This window comes from Streptomyces sp. NPDC050534, assembly GCF_044457745.1.
Taxonomy (GTDB): Bacteria; Actinomycetota; Actinomycetes; order Streptomycetales; family Streptomycetaceae; genus Streptomyces.
Genome location: NZ_JBITHF010000006.1, coordinates 549,101 through 572,964 on the forward strand (window position 1 = coordinate 549,101; position 23,864 = coordinate 572,964).

Consider the following 23,864-nt stretch of genomic DNA (forward strand, 5'->3'; position numbering starts at 1 on the left):
CCCTTGACCGCCACTTTGCGCCTCGCGCCAACTACCCTCATACGCATGACCAGCGACGACACCGCCCGGCCCGGCCGGAACCGCTCCATCGAGACCTACTCCGTGCTCACCCCGGAGCAGACCGGGGCCGTGCTCTCCCTGCTCGCCGACGCCGCCCGCGAGGACGGCCAGCAGGCGGTGTCCGAGCAAGGCCGGCTCCAGCTGCGCGGCGGCGCGCGCGAGGGCGTGTCGCATCTCCTGCTGAACGTGGGCGACGAACTCGTCGGCTACGCCCAGCTGGAGGACACCGACCCGGTGGAGGCACCGGCCGCCGAGCTCGTCGTCCACCCCTCGCACCGCGGGCAGGGCCACGGGCGGGCGCTGGGCTCGGCGCTGCTCGCCGCCTCCGGCAAGCGGCTTCGGGTCTGGGCGCACGGCGGGCACGCGGCGGCGCGGCACCTCGCGCAGGTGCTCGGGCTCACGCTCTTCCGCGAACTGCGCCAGATGCGGCGGTCGTTGCGCGACCTGAACCTGCCGGAGCCGGTGCTCCCGGCGGACGTCACGGTCCGTGCCTTCGTGCCCGGCACCGACGACGCCGACTGGCTCGCGGTGAACTCCGCCGCCTTCGCCCACCACCCCGAGCAGGGCTCCCTCACCCAGCGCGACCTCGAAGCCCGCATGACCGAGCCGTGGTTCGACCCCGCGGGCTTCTTCCTCGCCTTCCGCGGCGGGGAACTCGTCGGCTTCCACTGGACGAAGGTCCACGCGGCGGAACAGCTCGGCGAGGTGTACGTCCTCGGTGTGCGGCCGGGTGTGCAGGGCGGCGGCCTCGGCAAGGCCCTCACGGCGATCGGCCTGCGGCACCTGGCGGCCCAGGGGCTGCCGGCCGCGATGCTCTACGTCGACGGGGACAACAAGGCGGCGGTGTCGGTGTACGAACGGCTGGGATTCGTCACGTACGAGACGGACTTGATGTACCGGACGGAAACCTGATCCGGGCGCCGGCAGGCCGGCGCCGCAACGGCTCCGGCAGGCACAGTCCCCACAGCACCGCCGCCCCGACCAGCACCCACGCCCACCGCTCGTGCGCGGCCCCCCACCGCTCGTCCCCGAGCTGGACCAGCAGGTCCCACCGCCACGGCAGGAGCAGAGGGGTGACGACGGCCGCGAAGAGGAGGGCCGCCGCCACCGACGGGCCCGGCGCCGGGGCGTCCGACAGGCGGACGGCCGCCGCGCCGGCCGCGAGGGCCAGGACGCAGGTGGCCGCCGCCTCGAGGGTGACGGCACCCACCGGGGGCCGTACCTGCGAAGGGACGAGGAGGAGCGCGGCCGTCCACCACAGGGCGGTGACCGGCGCGACGAGCGCGAGCCTGAGGGCCGTGCGCAGGGCGCGGCGGGTCGGCACCGTGGCGGTGGTGTGACGGGCCGGGTCGTCCAGGAGGAAGGCCAGGCCCAGCGCGTACGCGAGGATCGCGGTGCGCAGCAGGGTCAGGGCGAGCGAGGGTTCGGGCGTACCGCCCGACAGCCGCTGCGCCCCGGCGATCAGCAGCCCGAGGCCGGCCCCCGCCGCCGGCGCCCGCCACGGCAGCGCGCGCAGGACGGGGAGGGCCAACTCCCTTGTCACTCGCACTTGTCCGCCGCCTTCGGTGCGGTCACGCCCAGCAGCTGCGCGACCCGCGCGGTCGTCACCTTCGGCGCCGTCAGCTCCGCCCAGTGCGCCTTCACGCGCGTGGCCACGGACCCGGCCGGCCTGCCCAGCAGCTCCCGTACGACGTCGGTCTGACCCGCCGTCATGTTCATCGGGTCCGTCGGCGACAGGACGATCGCCGAGCCGGTCACGCTGTCGTCGAGGCGGACGTTGCGCAGCGAGGTCATCGGGTCGGGCAGGCGGTTCAGGGCGAGCCACATGACGGTCACCATCCGGCCGTCGCACAGCGAGCCCGCCGCCTTCTCGTCGCCCGCGACCAGCACGGCGGCGACGGCGGCCGAGAACTCGGGGACCCGGTTGCCGCCCCAGGCGGTGCCGACCGTCACCTGGTGCGGGGTCGTGGACGGCTCGATCGCCGCATCGCTGTCCAGGCCGTAGCGGGCGTCGATGCGCTGCCGCACGACGAGGGGCTGGGTGTGGGCGGCGCCGCCGGCCCCGGACTGCACGTCGCGCACCACGCCTGCCCAGGTGTCCGCCCGGGGCGTCCACTCAGGGAAGGCGCAGTACGTGGAGGTCCCGCGCCTGACGCAGGGCTGCTCCTTCTCGGGGGAGACCGAGGCCCGCTCCCGTGCCGCCTTCGTCGCGGCGGGCAGGGCGCCGGTCTGCAGGATGCCGCCGGTCAGCGCGAGCGCCACGGCGGCCGCCAGGGCGCCCGACAGGGTCCAGCCGCAGCCGCCGCCCGCCAGCACCGCGAGCAGCGCCACGGTCAGGGCGAGCCCGGCGAGGTAGAGGGCGTGCCAGGCGGCGGGCCGGTCCATCAGTGCGGACGGCAGCGCCTTGGAGTTCGCCACGCTCACGACCGGCTCCAGCCAGCGCGTGCCGCGCTCGCCGCCGCCCGCGGGGAACCCTCCGCCGACGAACAGCACGAGCAGCAGCACGATGAACATCGGCGCCGCGATCAGCGACGGCACGAGCCGGGCGACCAGCACCCCCAGCATGCCGAACAACAGCACCGTCAGCGGTCCGACGAGCAGTTCGCCGGGCGAACCGCTGCCGACCGCGCCGGAGCTCAGCGCCGCCCAGCCGAACTGGCCGAGCACGCCGACGGCGGTGAGCAGGGCCACCGGGACGACGGCGAGGGCGTGGGCCGCCGTACGCAGGGACCGCGGAAGCACCAGGACGGCGAAGTGGCGTTCCGTGTCGCGCCGTACGGAGCGCAGCACCGCGCGGTTGGCGCACACCAGCACCGCGAGGCCGACCAGCAGCGGGGTGCTCTGGGTGGCCCGGTCGGCGTCCTGGAGCGCGGGGTAGCCGTTCTCGAAGTCGGGGGTCTGCCACACGATCCAGGCGGCGTACACCGCCAGGGCGAGCAGCACCGGGATGCTCAGCAGCAGCCGGCGTGCCTCGAAACGGGCCAGGGCGAAGACGGCCGCCCAGGAGCCCCGGCGGCCCGCGCTCCGCACCTCGACGGAGGTCTCCTCCAGTACCGCGGTCATGCCGCCACCTCCGCGCCCGCGTCGTCCAGGGTGAGCAAGTAGCCGTCCTCCAGGGTGGGTTCGAGCAGGTCGGCGCCTTCGGGCGGACTGCCGACATTGCGGAAGGAGCCGGTGCCGGTGCGCCAACCGGCCTTCGCGCCGGGGTCGCGTTCGGCGCTGCTCCACACCCGGCCGGCCGCCTGCGCGGTCAGCTCGGCCGGGGTGCCGTCGAAGCGGATGCGGCCGCTCGCCATCACCAGCACGCGGTGGCAGAGCATCGCCACGTCCTCGGTCTGGTGCGTGGACAGCAGGACCGTGCGGCCCTCTCCGGCCTGCGCGATCAACTCCCGGAAGCGCATGCGCTGTTCGGGGTCGAGGCCGACGGTCGGCTCGTCCAGCACCAGGAAGCCCGGGTCGCCGACGAGTGCGGCGGCCAGCGCGACCCGCTGCCGCATCCCGCCGGACAGCTTCTTGATGCGCTTGCCGCGTACGCCGGCGAGGTCGACCTCGTCCAGGACGCGGCGCACCTCGCGATGGCGCGCGGCCCGGTCCGTCAGCTCCTTGAGGATCGCCACGTAGTCGACGAACTCGAAGGCCGTGAAGTCCGGGTGGAAGCCGGGCGCCTGGGGCAGATAGCCGAGCCGGCGGCGCACCTCCTGCCGGCCGCCGGCCGTGGCAGGGTCGTGGCCGAGCGCGGTGAAGGCGCCCCGGTCGGCGGGCACGGCCGTGGCCAGCACCCGCAACAGGGTGGTCTTTCCGGCCCCGTTGGGCCCGAGCAGCCCGGTCACGCCCGGTGTCAGCCGCAGCGACACGTCGTCCAGGGCCCGGGTCCCGCCGTAGCGGAGGCTCAGCCCTGAGGCGGAGACGGTGGGGGTCATGCGGCACTCCCGGAGAAGAAGTCGAAGCGGTCACGTACGAGGAGGAGCAGCCCCACGGCGAGGGCGGCCAGTACGGCGGCGGCGCCCTGTCCGGCGGCGGTGAACGGAACGGGCGTGCGGTCGCCGCCCGCCTGGGCGGCGAGCAGCGCGACCCATGCGGCGCCGACCAGCGACGGCGCGAGCACCGGCCCGAGCCGCGGGGTCAGCGCGAGCCCGGTCGCGGTCAGGGCGAGGGCGGGCAGCAGCCAGGCGAGGGCGCGCAGCCCGTAGGACGGCAGGGCGAGCGTGGCCAGGAGGTTGAGCCCGATGCCGGTGGCGAGGACGGCGACGGTACGGATCATGAGCAGTCGGAAGCCGTGCAGCGGGGCGACGACCGCCATCTCGTACGTCGGGTCCATCGCGGGCCCGTAGGCGAGCGCGACCCCGGCGAGCGGCAGCAGCGGCGCGAGGGCGAGGAACAGGGTGGGCGAACCGGCCGTGTACACCGCCCCGACCGTCGTCACCAGCAGGAACACCACCGCCGCGAGCCAGGAGCGGCGCAGCACCGGGGTGGCCGTGAGCAGGCGTGCGGTGTGGTCGGCGATCCCCAGCCGCACCAGCAGCGACTCGAGCCGGCCGGGCCGGGGCGCGTCGAGCTCGGCGTCCAGCCGCTCCCAGCCGGCGTCGAGCGTCGCGGGGTCGCCGACGCCCGCGAGCACGGCCCTGCACTGTGCGCAGGCGACCAGGTGGGTGTCGGCCGACCAGAGCAGGGGCGGCGCCAACTCGCCCTGGGCGTAGGCCCGTAGATCCTCTTCGGCGACGTGCCACGTCATGCCGCCACCTCCCGCGTCAGTTGACGGGCGCGGGCGGCGCCGCGGACCCGATCGGATAGCTGCCTGCTCATGCCAGCGCCTCCCGCAGTTGCTTCCGGGCCCGCATCGCCCGCGTCTTGACCGTGCCGGGCGGAATCCCCAGCAGGACGGCCGCCTCGCGGGTGGTGAGCCCGTCGATGACCGTGGCCTGCAGGACCGCCCGAAGTTCCGGCGAGAGCCGGACCAGGGCGCCCGCGAGGTCCCCGTGCTCCACCCCCGCGAGCACGCGCTCCTCCGCGGACGCCTCGTCCCGGTGCCGCAGCCGCGCGAGCGCCTGCCGCAGCCGGCCGCGCGCCCCGTCGCCGCGCAGCGCGTCGATCAGCCGCCGCGAGCCGATGCGCCACAGCCACCCGGCCGCGTCCTCGGAGCGGCCTTCCTCGCGGTAGCGGGCCTTGCCCCGCCAGATCGCGAGGAACGTCTCCTGCACGACGTCGTCGACCACACCGGCGTCGGCGCAGCGGCCGCGCAGGCGCGCGGTCAGCCAGGGCGCGTACCGCCGGTACAGCTCCTCGAAGGCGCGCCGGTCGCCGTCCTCGGCGACGGCGCGCAGCAGCTCACCGTCGGTTCTCGTTTCGCTCACGTCTCCTCATCGGACGGCCCGGCCGCATCGGTTCACAGGATCGCGCTTGACTTTGCCGCACCCCTTGCACCACCCTTTCACTACTCAATTAGTGAAAGGGTGGTTGTACGGGTGGTCGAGTACCGCATCGACCGGCGCTCCGGCGTCGCCACCTACGTCCAGATCGTCCAGCAGACCAAGCAGGCCCTCCGGCTGGGCCTGCTGGAGCCGGGGGACAAACTCCCCACGGCCCGCGAGGTGGTCGAGGCCACCGCCGTCAACCCCAACACGGTCCTCAAGGCCTACCGCGAGCTGGAGCGCGAGGGTCTGGTCGAGGCACGCCGCGGGCTCGGCACCTTCGTCCGCAGGACGCTCGGCACGCAGCCGGCCGACTCGCCCCTGCGGGCCGAACTCGACGCCTGGGCGCAGCGCGCCCGCGCGGCCGGACTGGACCGCGAGGACGCCGACGCCCTGTTCGGCGCCGTCCTCGACGCGCACTTCCCGAAATCCGACGAGCTCTTCCCTGAGGGGGACCAGTGAGTTCCACGAGCACCACCCCGGCCGTCGCCCTGGAGGCGACCGGGCTCGGCATGAGGTACGGCCGAAGGGCCCCCGCGGCCCTCGACGGCTGTTCCTTCCGCCTGCCCGCCGGCCGGATCAGCGCACTGGTCGGCCCCAACGGAGCGGGCAAGTCGACCCTGCTGGCACTCGCCGCCGGTCTGCTGCGGCCGACCTCCGGCACGCTCACCGTGCTCGGCGCCACGCCCGGCGACCGCCGCGACCGGGTCGCGTACCTGGGGCAGAACAAGCCGCTCTACCAGCGGCTGACCATCGCCGAGACTCTGCGCCTGGGCGCCGAGCTCAACCCGGACCGCTGGGACGCGGCCCGCGCCGCCGCCATCGTGGAGCAGGGCGCGCTCGACCCCGGTCTGAAGGTGGGCGGCCTCTCCGGCGGCCAGCACACCCGCGTCGCGCTCGCCCTCGCCCTCGGCAAGCGGCCCGAGCTGCTGCTGCTCGACGAGCCGATGGCCGACCTCGACCCGCTCGCCCGGCACGAGCTCATGGGCACGCTGATGGCGGACGCCGCCGAACACGGCACCACCGTGCTGATGTCCTCGCACATCGTCAGCGAGCTCGCCGAGTCCTGCGACCACCTGCTGCTCCTGACCGGCGGCCGGATACGGCTCGGCGGCGGCATCGACGACCTGCTCGCCGCGCACACCGTGGTCACCGGCCGCGGCACTCCCGCCGACCTCGCCCCGCACACGGTCGTCGAGTCCCGTGCGACCGGCCGCGGCACCACCGCGCTGATCCGCCGCGACGGCCCGGTCGAGGGCACCTGGGCCACCGAAGAACCGTCCCTGGAGGAACTCCTGCTCGCCCATCTGCGCTCCCCCGACGTCCCCGCCCTGCTCACCCCGAGCACGGCCGCGGCCCCCGTGGCGGTGACGGCATGACCACCGCCACGCTCACGTCCCCCGCGTCCGCCCGCCGCGTCCTCACCCGTCCCCGCGGCCTGGTCTGGACGGTGCTGCGCCTGCACCGGACCGCCCTGTGGGTCTGGCTCGCCTTCGTCGCCGCCACGGCCGGCTTCCTGCTGTGGCTGACCGGCCCCGCCGCCGACGCCACCCAGCGCAAGCTCGAGGCCTTCGGCTACGGCGGAGTCCTGGAGGCGTCCTCGAGCTCGCAGACGCTGTTCGCCTTCACCTCGGGCGCGTACAACGACCTCTTCTACGACCCCGACACCCTGATCACGCTCGCCTCCTTCGCCGTCGCCCTGTTCGCGGCCGGGCCGCTGATCACCCGCGAGCTGGAGGACGGCACCGCCCGGCTGGCCTGGACGCAGTCCGTCTCCCCCGCACGCTGGCTCGCCGCCAAACTCGCGGTGCCCGCGTGCTTCCTCGTCCTCGGCAACAGCCTGCTGGCCGCGCTGTACCACCGGCTGTGGGACGCCCACAGCAACCTGCTGGTGGCCGGCATCACGCCCCGCGCCCTCTACTTCTCGCTCGGCCCGGCCACCGTCGCCGCGCCGCTGCTGGGCCTCGCCCTCGGCGCGCTCATCGGTCTCGCGGTGCGCCGCACGCTGCCCGCGCTCGCGCTCTCCGGGTTCGCCTACTTCCTGGTCTACGCGTTCCGCGGCAACCACTGGCCCTTCCAGGGCCGCTACACGCAGCCGGAGCCGTACTCCCACAGCTGGGCGATCGACACCTCCGGTGCCAAGGTCGCCGACCCGGGCTGCTACAGCGACCGCCACTGCCTCGCCGCGCACCACATCGCCCGCTTCGGCCGCGAGTACCTCCCGTCCCCCGACTACTGGCCCCGCCAGCTGCTGGAGACCGGCGTCCTGCTGGCCCTCACGGCCCTCGCCGTCACCGCGGCCTTCGCCGTACTGCGCCGCCGCGCCGTGTGACACGTCCGTATGCTCTGGGTGCGGCTCCGCTGCGAGGACTTACGTCGCCGCCGACGACGTAGACGCCCGGGAGCCGCCCCCAGATATCCCGCACGCCATGTCGCCGTAACCAACGGTTCAGACGGACTTGCGACGCTCGGCCAATGACGCCCTCCGTGCCGAAGCCTTCGCCACCCCCAGAGGGGCCCGCGGGGAACGGGGACGCCCAAAGGGGACCCGGGACAGGCCCCGGCTCCGTGAACGCCCTCCCTCCCGCGCTTTCCGACGCGCCTGTATCGCCCATGGCGCGGAAGAATGGGTTCATGAGTCAGCACGACACCGCCCAGGCACAGGTCCAGCACGCGCAGCCCTCCGTGGGCTCCATAGCCGCGCACCGCCCGCACACGGTGGCCGCCGCGGTATCCGACCTGGAACCCGACATCGATGCGGACCTCGACGCGTACGAGGAGTCGCCGTACGACGGGCCCCAGCTGCCGCAGGGTCGTTTCCTCGACCGGGAGCGAAGCTGGCTCGCGTTCAACGAACGCGTCCTGGAGCTGGCCGAGGACCCGAACACCCCCCTGCTCGAACGGGCCAACTTCCTCGCGATCTTCGCCAGCAACCTGGACGAGTTCTTCATGGTCCGGGTGGCCGGTCTGAAGCGCCGTATCGCCACCGGTGTCGCCACCCGTTCGGCGTCCGGCCTGCAGCCGCGTGAAGTGCTGGAGATGATCTGGGCCCGCTCGCGCGAACTCATGGCCCGGCACGCCGCCTGCTACCACGAGGACGTCGCCCCCGCGCTCGCGGAGGAGGGCATCCACCTCGTCCGCTGGAGCGAGCTGACGGAGAAGGAGCAGGCACGCCTGTTCACGCTCTTCCGGCACCAGATCTTCCCGGTCCTGACCCCGCTGGCGGTCGACCCGGCGCACCCCTTCCCGTACATCTCCGGCCTCTCCCTGAACCTGGCCGTCGTCGTGCGCAACCCCGTCACGAGCCACCGGCACTTCGCCCGCGTCAAGGTGCCGCCGCTGCTGTCCCGCTTCCTGGAGAGCTCCCCCGGCCGCTACGTCCCCATCGAGGACGTCATCGCGGCCCACCTGGAGGAGCTGTTCCCGGGCATGGAGGTCCTGGAGCACCACGCCTTCCGGCTCACCCGCAACGAGGACCTCGAGGTCGAGGAGGACGACGCCGAGAACCTGCTCCAGGCCCTGGAGAAGGAGCTCATGCGGCGCCGCTTCGGGCCGCCGGTACGGCTGGAGGTCGAGGAGTCCATCGACCGCGAGGTGCTGGACCTGCTGGTCCGCGAGCTGAAGATCTCCGAGGCCGAGGTGTACCCGCTGCCGGGTCCCCTCGACCTCACGGGCCTCTTCCGCATCGCCGGTCTCGACCACCCCGAGCTGAAGTACCGCAAGTTCATCGCCGGTGTGCACCGCGACCTCGCCGAGGTCGAGTCGGCGTCCGCGCCCGACATCTTCGCGGCGCTGCGCAGCCGGGACGTCCTGCTGCACCACCCGTACGACTCCTTCTCCACCTCCGTGCAGGCGTTCCTGGAGCAGGCGGCGAACGACCCGGACGTCCTCGCCATCAAGCAGACCCTGTACCGCACCTCCGGCGACTCCCCGATAGTCGACGCGCTCATCGACGCCGCCGAGGCCGGCAAGCAGGTCCTGGTGCTGGTCGAGATCAAGGCCCGGTTCGACGAGCACGCCAACATCAAGTGGGCGCGCAAGCTGGAGGAGGCCGGCTGCCACGTCGTCTACGGCCTGGTCGGCCTCAAGACGCACTGCAAGCTCTCCCTGGTGGTGCGCCAGGAAGGCGACACGCTACGGCGCTACAGCCACGTCGGCACCGGCAACTACCACCCGAAGACGGCGCGGCTCTACGAGGACCTCGGCCTGCTCACCGCCGACCCCCAGGTGGGCGCCGACCTCTCGGACCTCTTCAACCGCCTGTCGGGATATTCGCGCCGGGAGACCTACCGCCGTCTCCTGGTCGCCCCCAAGTCCCTGCGTGACGGCCTGATCTCGCGGATCAACAAGGAGGCCCAGCACCACCGTGCGGGCCGCCCCGCCTTCATCCGCATCAAGGTCAACTCGATGGTCGACGAGGCCGTCATCGACTCGCTCTACCGGGCGTCGCAGGCGGGCGTGCCGGTCGAGATCTGGGTGCGCGGAATCTGCGCCATCCGGCCGGGCGTCGCGGGCCTGTCGGAGAACATCCGGGTCCGCTCGGTCCTCGGCCGCTTCCTCGAACACTCCCGGGTCTTCGCCTTCGGCAACGGCGGCGAGCCCGAGGTGTGGATCGGCAGCGCCGACATGATGCACCGCAACCTCGACCGCCGTATCGAGGCCCTGGTCAGGGTCACCGACCCGGCCCACCGCGCAGCCCTGAACCGGCTGCTGGAGACGGGCATGTCCGACACCACCTCCTCCTGGCACCTCGGGCCGGACGGCGACTGGGTCCGGCACGCCACCGACGCGGACGGCCAACCCCTGCGCAATGTCCAGGAGATGCTCATAGACGCCCGGAGGCGCCGGCGTGGCACAGCAACACCTTGACCCGACGGACCCCACGGCCGGGCCCGCCCCCACAGGTGACGCCCTCGCGGGCTACCTGCGGGCCCAGGCCACGGAGTTCCTTCGCGCCCTGCGGCAGCACCGGGAGTCCGGCGCCGCGGCACACGGCGGCACGGAGGATCCCGTCGACGCGGCGCGCGCCCTGCGCCGCTCGGTCCGCCGCATCAGCGGCAGCCTGCACACCTTCCGCCCCCTGCTGGAGACCGACTGGTCCGAGGGCCTGCGTCCCGAACTGGCCTGGCTGTCGGGGACGTTGTCGATGGAACACGCCTACGCGGCACGCCTGGAACGACTGCTGCTGGCGCTGCACAGGCTGTCGGGGGCGGCGGCCTTCCCGGCCCAGGCGGCGGCCACGGCGGGCATGTCCGCCGCCGTCGACGCGGCTGGGGGCGGCCGGGACACGCCCACGGCGGACCGCGGCAACCTGACCGTCGGCGCGGCAAAGGCGGGAGCCCTGCTCGAACGCCAGCTCACCCTCGCCCGGACAAGGGCCCACAGCACCGCGCTCCAGGCACTGGGTTCCTCCCGCTTCCACGCCGTCGCCGACACGGTCGCCGTCCTGGCCAGCGAGGTCCCGCTCACCGCCGCCGCGCACACGGCCGACCTCCGCCCGCAGGCCGCCGCGGCCGAGGAGCGGCTGACCGACGCCGTGGCCGCGCTGCCGCTCGTCACCGCGGGCAGCCCGTACAACGCGGAGGCCCTGATCCACGGCCTCTCCCCGGACCCCTCGCCGCACCCCCAGGACGCCCCCTGGCACCAGGTCCGGCTGCTGCTGCGGCTGCACCGCTACGCCCGCGAGGCGCTGTACGGCACGCAGCGCCCCATCGACGTCCGCCTGCTGACCGCGGGCCAGGCCCTCGACCGCCATCGCGACGCCTCCGAGGCCGCGGCCGCCGCGGCTTCGGCGGCCCGCACCCCGCGCATCGCCCCGGCCACCGCGTACGCACTCGGGGTGCTGCACGCGGACCAGCGGCACGAGGTGGAGGCGGCCCGCTTCGCCTTCCAGCAGTGCTGGCAGAAACAGGCGGTGAGCACGTCCTGAGCTGTGAACCCCGTCGAAGGAGGCGGTGAGCCGGTGACCCAGACCAACGACACCCTCATCCAGGCGGCCGGCTGCGTCCTGTGGCGCCGTTCGCCGGTCGACGGCGAGCTGGAGGTCTGCCTCGTCCACCGGCCGAAGTACGACGACTGGTCGCACCCCAAGGGCAAGCTGAAGCGCGGCGAGGACCCGATCACGGGCGCGCTGCGCGAGGTCGAGGAGGAGACGGGGTACACCGCCGTCCCCGGGGGCGAGCTGGCCACCCTGCGGTACATGGTCAACGGCCGCCCCAAGCAGGTGCGTTACTGGGCGGCGGAGGCATCCGGCGGCCACTTCACGCCCAACGACGAGGTGGACCGCATCCTGTGGCTCTCCCCCGCCGCGGCCCGCAGCCGCCTGACGCAGTTCCGCGACCGTAACCTCGTCGACGAACTGCCGCCGGGCTAGGCCTGCCCCGAGGTCGTATGCCCCTCGGCGTCCGTACGGGCCTGGCTGCGGGCTCTGCGCGCGGGGCCGCGCCACCCGCAGCTGCACCGTGCGAAACAGAACCGGCCCTGTTCGACCGTCGTCGTGCGATGTTCCGGCTGCGCCACGGTGACAACGTTACCGAGCCCGCGTGCCGCATTCATCGGCTGCCTCCGGCAGCGGGCTTTCGTCTGCGCGTGACGGCCCCTGCCACCCGTCGTTAAGCGGAACGGGCCCGTGACGGACGTACCGGCTGGGGGTAGACAGGCGATGGCGGAGCTGCAGCACAGGGGGACGGTCGTCGCGGCGGGACTGATGGTCTGCGTCTGCGTGGGGGCCGCCGGCTGCGCCGGCACCGGGTCCGCAGCCGAGGACCCACGCGCCTCCGACCCCGTCGAGACCCTGCGCCACGCCGCCGGGATCCTGGTGGACGCGGGCACGTCGAAGGCCAGCACGTCGATGGAGATGGCCACCGGCGGCACCCGCGTCACCATCCGCGGCGAGGGCGGCTACGACTACCGCAAGCAGGTCGGCAGCCTGCGCGTGCAGCTCCCGCAGACGCCGGCCGGCACCGCCGAGCACCGCCCGATCACCGAACTCCTCGCCCCCGGCGCCCTGTTCATGAAGAACCGGGGCGCGGGCGTGCCGGCCGACAAATGGGTACGGGTCGACACGGCCGCCCTCTCCGACGGCAATCTGGTGACCGGCGGGGCCACCGACCCTTACGCCGCGGCGGAGCTGCTGCTCGGGACGCGCACGGCGACCGGTCTCGGCCGCACCGAGTTCGCGGGTGTGGAGGTGCGGCACTACCGCGGGACCGCCGACCTCGCGGCGGCGGCGAAGGGCGCCTCGGAAGGCGTCCGCGCCTCGCTCGCCGCGGCGGCGAAAGGGTTCGCCACGGCCGTGGTGCCGTTCGACGCCTACCTCGACGACCAGGGCCGCATCCGCAAGATCCGGTACCGGTTCAGCTTCGTCAACGGACGGGAGAAGAGCACGGTCGCGGTCGCCTCGACGACCCTGCTGTACGACTTCGGGGCCCCCGTCGACGTACGGTTGCCGGCGTCGAAGGACATCTACGCGGGGAAGATCGCCGAGTAGCGGGCCGTGCGCGAGGATGACCGGCGGGCGTCAAGAACTAGCCCGTCCGTGCCATGCGCGGTGCGTAGGCCGCTCCCTACTCTAGGAAGTCGGTAACGGCAGAGATGAGGTGATGCACGTGGCTCCGGTCGGCGGTACGGCAGTTCAGGACCACGTGGCCCTCGCCGAGATCGAGCTGTGCGGAGAGCTGATCATCGCGGCCTCGGCCGCGGAGGAGCGGCTCAGCCTGGAGAGCATCGACGAGGTGCTGAAAGTGGCCGAAGAGCGCGCCCGCGCAGGGGACACGGACGCCTGACCCCGCTTGCCGCGAAGCACTCAGGTGCGCAGCAGCCGCCCGATCGCCTTCGTGGCCTCCTCGACCTTCGCGTCGATCTCGTCGCCGCCCTTGACGGCGGCGTCGGCGACGCAGTGCCGCAGGTGCTCCTCCAGCAGCTGCAGCGCGAAGGACTGCAGGGCCTTGGTGGAGGCGGAGACCTGGGTGAGTATGTCGATGCAGTAGGTGTCCTCGTCCACCATCCGCTGAAGGCCACGGATCTGGCCCTCGATCCGGCGCAGGCGCTTGAGATGTTCGTCCTTCTGCTTGTGGTACCCGTGCGTCACGTTTTGTGCGCTGTTGTCGGAGGGCGCGGTCGCGCCGGCCTCGGTGGTCGTCATCGCGTCCTCCCGTAAGACGTGCGGACATATACCCCAGGTGGGTATATGGTATCGAACTTTGCTGGGTATAGGGCCCTTGGCCGGCACCGGAACCGAAGCCCCGTACCGCCCCCGTGCTGATCACTGCGACCGATGGGCGACACTGGGGGACGGCCCATTAGCCGTGGCCGGATGATGCACCTAGCATCAGCCTGACCGAAACCGAAGCACCTAGAGGACCCCACGTGCGCTTTCGTCTGACCCCCAGGGAGACGAGCTTCTACGACATGTTCGCCGCGTCCGCGGACAACATCGTCACCGGCTCGAAGCTCCTGATGGAACTGCTCGGGGCGGACACACCTGCCCGGGCCGAGATCGCAGAGCGTATGCGGGCCGCGGAACACGCAGGCGACGACGCCACGCATGCGATCTTCCACCAGCTGAACTCCTCGTTCATCACGCCGTTCGACCGCGAGGACATCTACAACCTCGCCTCGTCCCTCGACGACATCATGGACTTCATGGAGGAGGCCGTCGACCTGGTCGTCCTCTACAACGTCGAGGAACTCCCCAAGGGCGTGGAGCAGCAGATCGAGGTCCTGGCGCGGGCGGCCGAACTGACCGCCGAGGCAATGCCGAACCTGCGCACCATGGACAACCTCACCGAGTACTGGATCGAGGTCAACCGGCTCGAGAACCAGGCCGACCAGATCCACCGCAAGCTGCTGGCCCACCTCTTCAACGGCAAGTACGAAGCCATCGAGGTGCTCAAGCTCAAGCAGATCGTGGACGTGCTGGAAGAGGCAGCGGACGCTTTCGAGCACGTGGCGAACACGGTGGAAACCATCGCCGTCAAGGAGTCCTGAGGCGTCGATGGACACCTTCGGTCTGATCGTGACCATCGCGGTCGCGCTCTTCTTCACGTACACGAACGGCTTCCACGACTCGGCGAACGCGATCGCGACGTCCGTGTCGACGCGTGCGCTGACCCCTCGGGCCGCGCTCGCGATGGCCGCCGTGATGAACCTCGCGGGTGCCTTCCTGGGCTCCGGGATCGCCAAGACCGTCAGCGAGGGCCTGATCGAGACCCCGCAGGGGTCGCAGGGGATGGCGATTCTCTTCTCTGCGCTGGTCGGCGCGATCGTCTGGAACCTCGTCACCTGGTACTTCGGCCTGCCCTCCTCGTCCTCCCACGCACTGTTCGGCGGCCTGGTGGGCGCGGCGCTGGCGGGCGGCACGGAGGTCATCTGGAACGGCGTGATCGACAAGGTCGTCATCCCGATGTTCCTGTCGCCGGTCGTCGGCCTGATCGTCGGCTACCTGGTCATGGCGGCGATCCTGTGGCTCTTCCGCCGGTCCAACCCGCACAAGACCAAGCGCGGCTTCCGCATCGCGCAGACGGTCTCGGCGGCGGGCATGGCGCTCGGCCACGGCCTCCAGGACGCCCAGAAGACGATGGGCGTCGTGGTGATGGCACTCGTGATTTCCGGCCACGAGACCTACGGCGACCCGATCCCGGTCTGGGTCAAGCTCGCCTGTGCGGCCATGCTCTCCCTGGGCACCTACGCCGGCGGCTGGCGCATCATGCGCACCCTCGGCCGCAAGATCATCGAGCTGGACCCGCCGCAGGGCTTCGCCGCCGAGACCACCGGCGCGGCGATCATGTTCACCACGGCCTTCATCTTCAAGGCCCCCATCTCCACCACCCACGTCATCACCTCCGCCATCATGGGCGTCGGCGCCACCAAGCGCGTGAACGCGGTCCGCTGGGGCGTGGCCAAGAACATCGTCCTCGGCTGGTTCATCACGATGCCGGCGGCGGCCCTGGTGGCGGCGGCGGTGTACGGGATCGTGGACCTGGTGTTCCTGTAGGGATCTTCTGCTTCGGATACGACGACGGGCCCGCCCCCGGGAGCCGGGGGCGGGCCCCTCTCGTCCCCGCGGTGGCACCGCCATGCAGCACCGCGGGGGGTCCGTACCGGCCTAGCCGAAGCGGCCGGAGATGTAGTCCTCGGTCGCCTGGACCGACGGGTTGGAGAAGATCCGCTCCGTGTCGTCGATCTCGATCAGCTTGCCGGGCTGCCCGACGGCGGCGAGGTTGAAGAACGCCGTACGGTCCGAGACGCGCGCGGCCTGCTGCATGTTGTGCGTCACGATGACGATCGTGAAGCGCTCCTTCAGCTCACCGATCAGGTCCTCGATGGCGAGGGTGGAGATCGGGTCCAGGGCGGAGCAGGGCTCGTCCATGAGCAGCACCTTCGGCTCGACCGCGATCGCACGCGCGATGCACAGCCGCTGCTGCTGACCGCCGGAGAGGCCGGAGCCCGGCTTGTTCAGCCGGTCCTTGACCTCGTTCCAGAGGTTCGCGCCCTTGAGCGACTTCTCCACGACGTCCGCGAGCTCGCTCTTCTTGTGGCTGCCGTTCAGCCGCAGCCCCGCCGCCACGTTGTCGAAGATCGACATCGTCGGGAACGGGTTCGGGCGCTGGAAGACCATGCCGATCTCCCGGCGCACGGACACCGGGTCGATCCCGGTGCCGTACAGATCCTCGTCGTCGAGCAGCACCTTGCCCTCGACCCGGCCACCCGGGGTGACCTCGTGCATACGGTTCAGGGTGCGCAGGAACGTCGACTTGCCGCAGCCGGAGGGGCCGATGAAGGCCGTCACCGTGCGGGGCTCCACGGTCATCGAGATGTCCTCGATCGCCTTGTGGGAGCCGTAGTAGGCGGTGAGTCCGCTCACGTCGATTCGCTTGGCCATGACTACTTCACTTCCAGAATTCTTCAGTCGCCGATTGGCCGCGTCAGCGACCGGTCTTCGGGGCCTTCCAGCGGGCGATCGCCCGGGCCACCAGGTTCAGGATCATCACGAAGGCGATCAGCGTGAGAGAGGCCGCCCAGGCCCGGTCGTACGCCGCGTTCGCGCCTGCGCTGTTCGCGTACTGCTGGTAGATGTACAGCGGCAGCGACTGCTGGGCCCCCTCGAAGGGGTTGTTGTTGATGAACCGGTTCCCGAACACGAGCAGCAGCACCGGGGCGGTCTCACCCGCGATACGGGCGACGGCCAGCATGATGCCGGTCATGATGCCGCCGATCGAGGTCGGCAGGACCACCTTCAGGATGGTGCGCCACTTCGGGATGCCCAGCGCGAGGGACGCCTCACGCAACTCGTTCGGGACGAGCTTGAGCATCTCCTCCGTGGAGCGGACCACGATCGGCATCATCAGGATGGCCAGCGCGAGTGAGCCGGCGAAGCCGAAGGGCTGCATGTCGAAGATCAGCATCAGCGACAGGATGAACAGGCCCGCGACGATCGACGGGATACCGGTCATGACGTCGACGAAGAAGGTGACCGAGCGGGAGAGACCGCCGCGGCCGTACTCGACGAGGTAGATCGCTGTGAGCACGCCGACCGGTGCGGCCATGATCGTGGCGAGGCCGACCTGCTCGATGCTGCCGACGATGGCGTGGTAGATGCCGCCGCCCGGCTGGGAGTCGGCGACGATGCCCATCGAGTGGGTCAGGAAGTAGACGTCCAGGACCTTGATGCCGCGCGCGACGGTCGTCCAGATCAGGGAGACCAGCGGTACGAGGGCGACCACGAAGGCCGTCCAGACCAGTCCGGTCGCGATACGGTCCTTGGCCTGCCGGCGGCCCTCGACGCTCGCGGCGATGGTGTACGTGCCGACGAGGAAGATCAGCGCGGCTATCAGGCCCCACTGGACCTTGCTGTCGAGACCGGCGGCCAGGCCGATGCCGACGGCCAGGACCACGGAGCCGACGGCGATCGCCCACGGCGACCACTTCGGCAGGCTGGCGCCGCGCAGGGTGCTGGGGCGCTTCTCGGCGATGGCGGCGTTGCTCATGCGTTGGCCCCCGAGTACTCCTTGCGGCGGGCGATGATCATGCGGGCCGCGCCGTTGACCAGCAGGGTGATGACGAACAGGATCAGGCCGGAGGCGATCAGCGCGTCACGGCCGAACTCGTCCGCCTCGCCGAACTTGCTGGCGATGTTCTGGGCGAAGGTGCCGCCGCCCGGGTTGAGCAGGCTGCCGTGGATCAGGAAGTCCGGGGAGAGCACGGTCGCGACGGCCATCGTCTCGCCGAGCGCGCGGCCGAGACCGAGCATCGAGGCGGAGATCACGCCGGAGCGGCCGAAGGGCAGGACGGCCATACGGATGACCTCCCAGCGCGTGGCGCCGAGGGCGAGGGCCGCTTCCTCGATCATCTTCGGAGCCTGGCGGAAGACCTCGCGGCTCACGTTGGTGATGATCGGCAGGATCATGATCGCGAGCAGGATGCCCACGGTGAGCATCGAGCGCGGGGCGCCCTGGTCCCAGGAGAAGAGCCCGGTCCAGCCGAGGTAGTCGTTGAGCCAGCCGAAGAGGCCGTTCATGTGCGGTACGAGGATCAGCGCGCCCCACAGGCCGTAGACGATGGACGGCACGGCGGCGAGCAGGTCGATCACGTACGCGATGGGGCCGGCCATGCGGCGCGGGGCGTAGTGCGTGAGGAACAGCGCGATGGCCACCGCGATCGGGACCGCGATGACCATGGCGATGATCGAGGAGATCACCGTGCCGTAGGCCAGGACCGCGATGCCGAAGGACGGCGGCTGGATGTTGGTGTTCCACTCGAAGGTGGTCAGGAAGCTCGTGTGGTCCTTGCTGATGGCGAGCGTCGCCCGGTAGGTGAGGAAGACCGCGATCGCGGCCATGATCACCAGCAGCAGGATGCCCGACCCACGGGAGAGACCGAGGAAGATCCGGTCGCCGGGCCGGGTGGCGCCCCGGGCCGCGCGCTTCTGTTCGGCGACGGAGGGGTCGTGGGCAGGAGGTGGAGTGTCAGCTATCTGTGTTGAGGATTCCATCGGGTTCTCCGGTCTGCGGAGCCGTGCTCGTGACTCGGCTCTGCGAAGCCGTACACGACATACGGCTCATGGCGGCGGTGCACCGGACGATGCGGTCCGGTCCCGGTTCGAGGCCCGGGACCGGACCGCACTCAGATCAGCTCAGGCCCTCGATGGTGGTGCGGACCTTGGCGATGATGTCGGCGGGGATGGGGGCGTACTTCAGGCCGCTGAGGACGTTCTGGCCGTCCTCGGAGGCGATGTAGCGCAGGAAGGCCTTGGTGGCGGGCAGGGTGTCCGCCTTGTTGCCCTTGTCGCACGCGATCTCGTAGGTGACCAGCGTGATCGGGTAGGCGCCGTCGGCCTTGGTGGCGTAGTTCAGCTGGAGGGACAGGTCCTTGCCCGTGCCCACGACCTTGGCGTCGGCGATCGCCTTGGAGGCGGCGTCGCTGCTCGGGGCGACCGGCGCGCTGGCTCCCGTGTTGATGCTGACGGCCTTCATGCCGTCGGCGACGTAGGAGAGCTCGAAGTAACCGATGGCGCCGTTGGTCTGCTTGACCTGGGCGGCCACACCGGAGGACTGCGCGGCGGACTGACCGCCCTTGGCCTGCCAGGCCTTGCCGCCCGAGTACTTCCAGTCGCTCGCGGCGGTGGCCTTCAGGTACTTGGTGAAGTTGTCCGTGGTGCCGGACTCGTCCGAGCGGTGGAACGCCTGGATCTTGAGGTCGGGCAGCTTGGCGGACGGGTTCAGCTTCTTGATCGCCGGGTCGTTCCACTTGGTGATCTTGCTGTCGAAGATCTTCGCAAGGGTCGGGGCGTCCAGGACCAGGTTGTCCACGCCGGAGAGGTTGTAGCCGACCGCGATCGGGCCGCCGACCATCGGCAGGTCGATGCCCTGGCCGCCGGAGCAGACCTTCTTGGAGGCGGTGACCTCTTCGGGCTTCAGCGCCGAGTCGGAACCGGCGAAGGCGAGCTGGCCCTGGGTGAAGGAGGTGACACCCGCGCCCGAACCGCCGGCCTTGTAGTTGATCTGCACGCCGCAGGCCTTGGAGAACTGCGCGACCCACGCGTCGATCGCGTTCTTCTGCGCGGACGAGCCGTCGGACAGCAGCTGCCCCTTGGCGTTGTCGCACTTGATCGAGCTGGCGGCACCGGTGGCGGAGGCGCTGCTGCCGCTGCCGCCGCCGGTGTTGTCCGAGCCGCACGCCGTGAGGACCAGGGCGCTCGACGCGGCGATGGCACCGAGGGCGATGGCCCGCCGATTCATGCGCTGAAGCTTCACTTGAAAGAGTTCCTTCCAGGAGCCGCCGTCCTGAATCCGGCGGCGTGCGGAGTCGAAAACTTGGGCGACATGAGAACGCCCCCTCGAGGCGGCCCGCATCGCGTAAGGCCGAAATTAGGCAGATCAGGTGAAGCCGCCGATGGCCACAAATGAACGCAAGGTGAACCCCTGCAGACGTTGTGGTTAGGTCACGGAACGCTTACGGGGAGAGCACACCCCGATCCCGGCCCACGGTGACAGAGCGGTGACACTTCCTTCTGGAACCCATGAGGTCGGCGAGCCGTCTCGTTCCCCGAGAGCAATCGGGAGGCACAGCATGGAACGGCGTACGTTCATAGGCGGCGGCGCGGCCGCCCTCGCCGCGGTCGCAACGGCCTGCAAGGGCGGGGCAGCCGACGCGGACACCAGCAGTTCGTCGTCTCCCTCATCGTCCACCGGTACGTCTGTCCGGGCCACCGGAGCCCTGGCCGCCCCCGCGAACTGGACCGCCCTCGCGCACGACCTGGACGGCGCCCTGATACGCCCGGGCGAGGCCGACTGGGCCGCGGCCCGCCAGCTCTACAACACCCGCTTCGACGGCCTGAAGCCCGCGGCCGTGGCCTACGCCGCCCACACCGACGACATCCGCACGACCCTCGCCTACGCCCGCGCCCACCACATCCAGGTCGCGATACGCAACGGCGGCCACTCCTACGCGGGCTGGTCCTCCGGCAACGGCAAGCTGATCCTCGACGTCTCCCGGCTCAAGCAGATCCGGGTGAGCGGCGGCCAGGCCGTCGTCGGCGCCGGCGCCAAGCTGATCGACGTCTACCGCGGGCTCGCCGCGAAGGGCGTGACCATACCCGCCGGCTCCTGCCCCACCGTCGGCGTCTCCGGTCTGGCCCTCGGCGGCGGCCACGGCGTGGTCTCCCGGGCCTACGGCCTGACCTGCGACAACCTCACCCAGGCGACGCTGATCACGGCGGACGGCAAGGAACTCGTCGCGAGCGCCACCGAGAACAAGGACCTGTTCTGGGCCCTGCGCGGCGCGGGCAACGGCAACTTCGGCGTCGTGACCGAACTGCACTTCAGAACCCACCCGGCCCCGCAGGCGGTGACGGGCTATCTCACCTGGCCCTGGTCGAAGGCGGCCGCGGTGGTCAAGGCGTGGCAGGAGTGGGGCCCGAGCCAGCCCGACGAGATCTGGTCCTCCTTGCACCTCGCGAACGCGGCCGGAGGAACCCCGACCGTCTCCGTCGCCTGCTTCTCCATCGGCGGCTACGGCGAGCTGAAGAACGCGGTGGACCGGCTGGCCGACAAGGTCGGCGCGAACGCGACCAGCGTCTCGCTGCGCCGCCGCGGCTACGAGGAGGCCATGGAGATCTACGCCGGCTGCTCCTCCTTCTCCTCCCAGGCGCAGTGCCACCTCCCCGGCCCCACCCCGGGCCGCTCCCCGCAGGGCGCGCTCGGCAGGGAGACGTACGCGGCACGCTCCGACTTCTTCGACCGCTCGATCTCGGCCGCCGGGATACAGACACTGCTGAAGCAGATGACGTCGGTGCGGGGCGGCTCCGGCAGCATCGCCCTGACCGCCCTCGGCGGCGCGGTCAACCGCGTCTCCCCCACGGCCACGGCCTTCGTGCACCGCCGCTCCCGCATGCTGGCGCAGTACATCGCGTCCTGGCGGGCCGGCACGACGGGCTCCACCGCCCAGTCGTGGCTGAGCTCGGCCCACGACGCGATGAAGCCGTACGCCTCCGGGGCGGCGTACCAGAACTACACGGACCCCACGCTCACCAACTGGCGCAAGGCGTACTACGGCGACGCGGCGACGCGCCTGGCGTCCCTGAAGAAGCAGTACGACCCGAACCGCTTCTTCACCTACCCGCAGGCGCTGTAGGACGCGATGCGGTCCGCTGGTCGCAGCGGACTGCCCCGCCCACCGAACCCGGCGGGGCACTCAGGCGGCGAGATCCCTCTCTTCCGGCCCCGCCGTCTCCGCCTGTGCCCCGGGGATCACGGCGTCCCGCTTCAGGGCCGAGCGCGAGCGGGACCGCACCAGCCACCCGCCCCGGTCCGACCGCCCGACCGCCGTCATCAGCGGCGTCAGCAGGGCCATCGCGACGGGCGAGAGCAGCAGGGCGACCGCCGTGCCGAGCGCGAACCCGCCCACCACGTCGGTCGGGTAGTGCACCCCCATGTAGACCCGGCAGAACCCTTCGAGCAGCGCCAGCCCGATCCCGACGAGCCCGAACTTCCGGTTGGCGACGAACAGCCCGACCCCCAGGGCCATGGTGATCGTCGCGTGGTCGCTCACGAACGAGTAGTCGGTCTTGCCGGACACCAGGACGTCCAGCCCCTGGTGGGTGCGGAAGGGCCGGGGCCGTTCGACGAAGCCCCGTATCGGCACGTTCACCAGCACCGCGAGCGCGGCGGCCAGCGGCGCCCACACCAGCGCGGCGACGGACGCCGGGGCGTCCTGCCCGCCCCGGCGCCGCACGGACCACCAGCACCAGAGGACGAGCAGCACCATGGCGACGAGCAGCCCGTACTCCCCGACGTACTCCATGACCCGGTCGAACCAGTGCGGCGCGTCCTTGGCCAGGCCGTTGATGTCGTAGAGCAGGTCGACGTCGGGGTTCGACCCGGATTCGGCGAGTCCAGCCATGGTGCTGCGGCCCCTTCGTCGTCTGCTGCCCGGCGCGCTCGCACACGCCTACGTGTAACAGGAACGCACGGTCCCGGTTAGTACGTTCCACAGTCCACCGAATGATCACGCAGACGTTATCGAAGAGAGACACGTCATTGCAGCTCAGGGGGTGGGTTCACGCTCAGCTCATACCGTTGTGGGCAATGCTTTCGCGCCATCCTCGGTGACCCGCGTGGCCCCGAAGTACTCACCGGTGTCGATCGGGTCGAACCGGATCACGGCACCGGTCCGCGGCGCGTCGATCATGTAGCCGCCGCCGACGTAGATCCCCACGTGGTGGATGGCCCGGGAGTCGGTCGGGTCCGTGGAGAAGAACACGAGGTCACCGGGGAGCAGCTCGTCCCGCTTGGGGTGCGGCCCCGCGTTGTACTGGTCGTTGGCGACCCGCGGCAGCGTGACCCCGACACTCTCGTACGCGGCCTTGGTCAGCCCCGAGCAGTCGAAACGCCCGCTGTCGGCGGCGGTTCCGTTCCCGCCCCACAGGTAGGGCGTGCCGAGCTTCTTCTGCGCGTAGTAGATGGCACCCGCGGCCTGCTTGGAGGGATCGACCCGGGTGACGGGCGCAGCGAAACTCTCCTCGAGCGTCGTGATCGTCTTGACGTAGTTCCGCGTCTCCTTGTACGGCGGCACGCCCCCGTACTTGATCACCGCATAGGACCCCGCGTTGTACGAGGCCAGCATGTTTTCGGTCAGATTCCCGGGTACGTCCTTCACGTACGAGGCGAGCTGGCAGTCGTACGACGCGGCGGACGGGATCGCGTCCCGGGGATCCCAGACGTTGCGGACGCCGTCGCCGTTGCCGTCGATGCCGTGCGTGGCCCAGGTGCCCGGGATGAACTGCGCTATCCCCTCAGCGGCCGCCGCGCTCCTGGCGTTCGGATTGAACCCGCTCTCCTGGTAGAGCTGGGCGGCGAGCAGCGCGGGGTTGAGGGCCGGGCAGAGGTTGCCCCACTTCTGCACGATGGTCGAGTACGCGGCGGGCACGGCCCCCTTGGCCAGGGCCTTCGTACCCCCGCCCACGCCGTTGACCAGATTCCCGGCGACGATGTACACCCCGACGACGAGCAGCATCACGAAGGACATGGCCGAACCGACGACAACGGTCGCCATGATCCACGCCTTACGCACCGTCAACCGCCCCTCACCGCCCGGGAGTCCGTCCGCCCACGTCAGTGTAGGGGCGCGTCCTGCGATAGGGGGTGATCACCCGGAAGCAGAAAACAGCACGTGGCGGCGCCTTACCTCCGCAGAATCCGCCTCCGGGAACCCGTACGTCCCACAAGGGGGTTACGCGCCAAACGGCAGCCAATATGCGCCTTACACCGCCCGGAACGGGGCGTACGCCCAGCCCGCGTACGGACAGCAGGCGCCCGGACAGCCGGTGGCGGGCCACGGCGCACCCCCGCCGTACGCTCCCGCGCGCCGGCGGCTGGTGAGCTCCGTCTCCCCGGTCTT

The 23,864-nt window shown here is 71.3% G+C and carries 24 protein-coding genes; 12 read left to right on the top strand and 12 right to left on the bottom strand.

What is annotated here, in order from left to right; genetic code table 11:
- The first annotated feature begins 45 nt into the window (after positions 1 to 45).
- Complete coding sequence (gene mshD, locus ACIBN2_RS22705; RefSeq protein ID WP_399136615.1) at positions 46 to 972, top strand: mycothiol synthase; 927 nt, start codon at positions 46 to 48, stop codon at positions 970 to 972.
- Here the strand turns inward: mshD and ACIBN2_RS22710 are convergent.
- From ACIBN2_RS22710 to ACIBN2_RS22730, 5 genes are all read right to left on the bottom strand, one after another.
- Positions 932 to 1,609 (bottom strand): ABC transporter, encoded by a 678-nt coding sequence (locus tag ACIBN2_RS22710; RefSeq protein ID WP_399136617.1) that lies wholly within the window; start codon positions 1,607 to 1,609, stop codon positions 932 to 934. The genes mshD and ACIBN2_RS22710 overlap by 41 nt on opposite strands.
- Positions 1,600 to 3,123: an ABC transporter permease gene (locus ACIBN2_RS22715; protein ID WP_399136619.1), complete on the bottom strand. Its 1,524-nt coding sequence runs from the start codon at positions 3,121 to 3,123 to the stop codon at positions 1,600 to 1,602. The genes ACIBN2_RS22710 and ACIBN2_RS22715 overlap by 10 nt, the downstream gene beginning before the upstream one ends.
- Entirely contained in the window at positions 3,120 to 3,980 is an 861-nt protein-coding gene (locus ACIBN2_RS22720) for an ABC transporter ATP-binding protein (protein ID WP_399136621.1), read from the bottom strand. The genes ACIBN2_RS22715 and ACIBN2_RS22720 overlap by 4 nt, the downstream gene beginning before the upstream one ends.
- Positions 3,977 to 4,792 (bottom strand): zf-HC2 domain-containing protein, encoded by an 816-nt coding sequence (locus tag ACIBN2_RS22725; RefSeq protein ID WP_399136623.1) that lies wholly within the window; start codon positions 4,790 to 4,792, stop codon positions 3,977 to 3,979. Before ACIBN2_RS22725 ends, ACIBN2_RS22720 begins: the two co-directional genes overlap by 4 nt.
- A gap of 67 nt (positions 4,793 to 4,859) precedes the next feature.
- Positions 4,860 to 5,411 carry an RNA polymerase sigma factor gene (locus ACIBN2_RS22730; RefSeq protein ID WP_399136624.1) on the bottom strand — a complete coding sequence of 184 codons (552 nt, stop codon included), beginning with the start codon at positions 5,409 to 5,411 and terminating at the stop codon, positions 4,860 to 4,862.
- 111 nt (positions 5,412 to 5,522) lie between these two features.
- Between ACIBN2_RS22730 and ACIBN2_RS22735 the strand changes: the two genes are divergently transcribed.
- The 8 genes from ACIBN2_RS22735 to ACIBN2_RS22770 all read left to right on the top strand — a co-directional run bounded on the left by ACIBN2_RS22735 (position 5,523) and on the right by ACIBN2_RS22770 (position 13,252).
- Positions 5,523 to 5,930, top strand: coding sequence for a GntR family transcriptional regulator (locus ACIBN2_RS22735; RefSeq protein WP_399136707.1), 408 nt, complete (start codon positions 5,523 to 5,525; stop codon positions 5,928 to 5,930).
- Positions 5,927 to 6,847, top strand: coding sequence for an ATP-binding cassette domain-containing protein (locus ACIBN2_RS22740; RefSeq protein ID WP_399136626.1), 921 nt, complete (start codon positions 5,927 to 5,929; stop codon positions 6,845 to 6,847). The genes ACIBN2_RS22735 and ACIBN2_RS22740 overlap by 4 nt, the downstream gene beginning before the upstream one ends.
- Entirely contained in the window at positions 6,844 to 7,800 is a 957-nt protein-coding gene (locus ACIBN2_RS22745) for a hypothetical protein (RefSeq protein ID WP_399136628.1), read from the top strand. The genes ACIBN2_RS22740 and ACIBN2_RS22745 overlap by 4 nt, the downstream gene beginning before the upstream one ends.
- Before the next feature lie 302 nt (positions 7,801 to 8,102).
- Positions 8,103 to 10,337, top strand: coding sequence for an RNA degradosome polyphosphate kinase (locus ACIBN2_RS22750; protein WP_399136630.1), 2,235 nt, complete (start codon positions 8,103 to 8,105; stop codon positions 10,335 to 10,337).
- Positions 10,318 to 11,397 carry a CHAD domain-containing protein gene (locus tag ACIBN2_RS22755; protein ID WP_399136632.1) on the top strand — a complete coding sequence of 360 codons (1,080 nt, stop codon included), beginning with the start codon at positions 10,318 to 10,320 and terminating at the stop codon, positions 11,395 to 11,397. The genes ACIBN2_RS22750 and ACIBN2_RS22755 overlap by 20 nt, the downstream gene beginning before the upstream one ends.
- Before the next feature lie 33 nt (positions 11,398 to 11,430).
- Entirely contained in the window at positions 11,431 to 11,841 is a 411-nt protein-coding gene (locus ACIBN2_RS22760) for an NUDIX hydrolase (protein ID WP_399136634.1), read from the top strand.
- Positions 11,842 to 12,129: 288 nt separating this feature from the next.
- Positions 12,130 to 12,957: a hypothetical protein gene (locus ACIBN2_RS22765; protein WP_399136635.1), complete on the top strand. Its 828-nt coding sequence runs from the start codon at positions 12,130 to 12,132 to the stop codon at positions 12,955 to 12,957.
- A 112-nt stretch (positions 12,958 to 13,069) separates the two neighbouring features.
- The gene (locus ACIBN2_RS22770; protein ID WP_384251197.1) at positions 13,070 to 13,252 is read left to right on the top strand and encodes a hypothetical protein; all 183 of its coding nucleotides are present in this window, start codon (positions 13,070 to 13,072) and stop codon (positions 13,250 to 13,252) included.
- Positions 13,253 to 13,272: 20 nt separating this feature from the next.
- Here the strand turns inward: ACIBN2_RS22770 and ACIBN2_RS22775 are convergent, their stop codons facing one another.
- On the bottom strand, positions 13,273 to 13,611 hold the full coding sequence (locus ACIBN2_RS22775; RefSeq protein WP_393871071.1) for a metal-sensitive transcriptional regulator: 339 nt from the start codon (positions 13,609 to 13,611) through the stop codon (positions 13,273 to 13,275).
- Positions 13,612 to 13,835: 224 nt separating this feature from the next.
- Here ACIBN2_RS22775 and ACIBN2_RS22780 point away from each other — a divergent pair, with 224 nt between their 5' ends.
- The gene (locus ACIBN2_RS22780; RefSeq protein ID WP_108009062.1) at positions 13,836 to 14,456 is read left to right on the top strand and encodes a DUF47 domain-containing protein; all 621 of its coding nucleotides are present in this window, start codon (positions 13,836 to 13,838) and stop codon (positions 14,454 to 14,456) included.
- Between the two features lie 7 nt (positions 14,457 to 14,463).
- On the top strand, positions 14,464 to 15,462 hold the full coding sequence (locus ACIBN2_RS22785; protein WP_399136638.1) for an anion permease: 999 nt from the start codon (positions 14,464 to 14,466) through the stop codon (positions 15,460 to 15,462).
- 111 nt (positions 15,463 to 15,573) lie between these two features.
- On the opposite strand, the gene pstB is transcribed toward ACIBN2_RS22785, so the two are convergent.
- The 4 genes from pstB to pstS all read right to left on the bottom strand — a co-directional run bounded on the left by pstB (position 15,574) and on the right by pstS (position 19,720).
- A complete protein-coding gene (gene pstB / locus ACIBN2_RS22790; protein WP_399136640.1) occupies positions 15,574 to 16,350 on the bottom strand; it encodes a phosphate ABC transporter ATP-binding protein PstB in 777 nt (258 codons plus the stop codon).
- Positions 16,351 to 16,393: 43 nt separating this feature from the next.
- The gene (gene pstA, locus ACIBN2_RS22795) at positions 16,394 to 17,455 is read right to left on the bottom strand and encodes a phosphate ABC transporter permease PstA (protein ID WP_399136642.1); all 1,062 of its coding nucleotides are present in this window, start codon (positions 17,453 to 17,455) and stop codon (positions 16,394 to 16,396) included.
- Positions 17,452 to 18,459 carry a phosphate ABC transporter permease subunit PstC gene (gene pstC / locus ACIBN2_RS22800; RefSeq protein WP_399136644.1) on the bottom strand — a complete coding sequence of 336 codons (1,008 nt, stop codon included), beginning with the start codon at positions 18,457 to 18,459 and terminating at the stop codon, positions 17,452 to 17,454. Before pstC ends, pstA begins: the two co-directional genes overlap by 4 nt.
- 136 nt (positions 18,460 to 18,595) lie before the next feature.
- On the bottom strand, positions 18,596 to 19,720 hold the full coding sequence (gene pstS, locus ACIBN2_RS22805; protein ID WP_399136646.1) for a phosphate ABC transporter substrate-binding protein PstS: 1,125 nt from the start codon (positions 19,718 to 19,720) through the stop codon (positions 18,596 to 18,598).
- A 316-nt stretch (positions 19,721 to 20,036) separates the two neighbouring features.
- On the opposite strand from pstS, the gene ACIBN2_RS22810 reads away from it, so the two are divergent.
- A complete protein-coding gene (locus tag ACIBN2_RS22810) occupies positions 20,037 to 21,599 on the top strand; it encodes an FAD-binding oxidoreductase (RefSeq protein WP_399136648.1) in 1,563 nt (520 codons plus the stop codon).
- Positions 21,600 to 21,659: 60 nt separating this feature from the next.
- On the opposite strand, the gene ACIBN2_RS22815 is transcribed toward ACIBN2_RS22810, so the two are convergent.
- Positions 21,660 to 22,367 carry a phosphatase PAP2 family protein gene (locus ACIBN2_RS22815; protein ID WP_399136650.1) on the bottom strand — a complete coding sequence of 236 codons (708 nt, stop codon included), beginning with the start codon at positions 22,365 to 22,367 and terminating at the stop codon, positions 21,660 to 21,662.
- Positions 22,368 to 22,535: 168 nt separating this feature from the next.
- Positions 22,536 to 23,543 (bottom strand): NlpC/P60 family protein, encoded by a 1,008-nt coding sequence (locus ACIBN2_RS22820; protein ID WP_399136651.1) that lies wholly within the window; start codon positions 23,541 to 23,543, stop codon positions 22,536 to 22,538.
- Positions 23,544 to 23,864: the final 321 nt, after the last annotated feature.